2 protein-coding genes are annotated in these 960 nt (G+C 44.2%); both read left to right on the top strand.

Features of this window, described 5'->3' with window-relative positions; translation table 11 throughout:
• Positions 1 to 620, top strand: a 620-nt coding sequence (locus tag E5342_RS19040; RefSeq protein ID WP_168354528.1) for a DUF1573 domain-containing protein, incomplete at its 5' end; no start/stop codon positions are given.
• Between the two features lie 208 nt (positions 621 to 828).
• On the top strand, positions 829 to 960 hold a 132-nt coding region (locus tag E5342_RS20405), incomplete at its 3' end, for an NVEALA domain-containing protein (RefSeq protein ID WP_432707228.1).

Below are 960 nucleotides of genomic sequence, written 5' to 3'. Positions count from 1 at the left end.
AATTGATTAAGTATACTAATTCGATAAGCGATGGGGAAATCCCTTTCCTGTTTTTCTTTTTCCCGAAAGACTATAAGGAGTTGTGCCAATTCTTTAAAAGGGATCTGTTCGACTTGCCGGTCTGCATCGATTTTGATGGCGAGCTGAACAAGTTAAACGATTTCCCACCATTCCCCCAGTTCCATACCTTATTATTAGATAAAGACAATAAGGTCTTGGTGATCGGCAATCCTGTGCATAGTACGGAGATCCGAAGCCTGTATTTCAAGCGGCTGTCGGAGACCTACGATACGGCCAACGAAAAAGAGGACAAATTGATAACAACGAGCGAGGTAAGCCCCATCAAGGCCGATTTGGGAACCTTGAAGGTAGGCGACAGCAAGAAACAGCTTTTCGAGGTAAAGAATACGGGTGATAAGCCGCTGGTTATCATTGCCACAAGCTCCACTTGCGGTTGCGCCTCGGTAGAATATCCGAAACAGCCCATTCCCCCGGGTGGAATCGCTACCGTGGAAGTCACGATGAATCCCAAGGATGTCGGCTTTTTCAATGAGATCATTCAGTTGAAATGCAATACGGAATATCCGGCAAAGCTTCGGATCCGAGGTAGAGCGGAATAAATAATCATCGGGTAAAGAAAGGAGAAGTTTGCCCTGCGCTTCGAAACACCTAGGCAAACTCTCCCCACTACCCCTTAAAAAAGAAAGGAGGTGTACAAAGGTACGAAAAGTTATCGACCTATAAGTTAGGTTTTGGCAATTTCCATAAGTTTAATAGGCTTAGGAAGTGTGGATTATTTCCAATTAACAAATCAAAAACAAGAACATTATGCTTAAGAAAATTTTAACAATAGGTAGCTTTGCGGCGATAGCAGCCGCTTTCGGGTTCAATAATACCGGTAGTACTAACGAGGAGGTTTCAGTTTCCGATCTTATGTCGGCTAACACTGAGGCGCTGGCT

The organism is Parabacteroides distasonis (assembly GCF_004793765.1).
Taxonomy (GTDB): Bacteria; Bacteroidota; Bacteroidia; order Bacteroidales; family Tannerellaceae; genus Parabacteroides; species Parabacteroides distasonis_A.
Note: the sequence above shows the minus strand (reverse complement) of the source record. Positions and strands in the feature narration are given on the sequence as shown.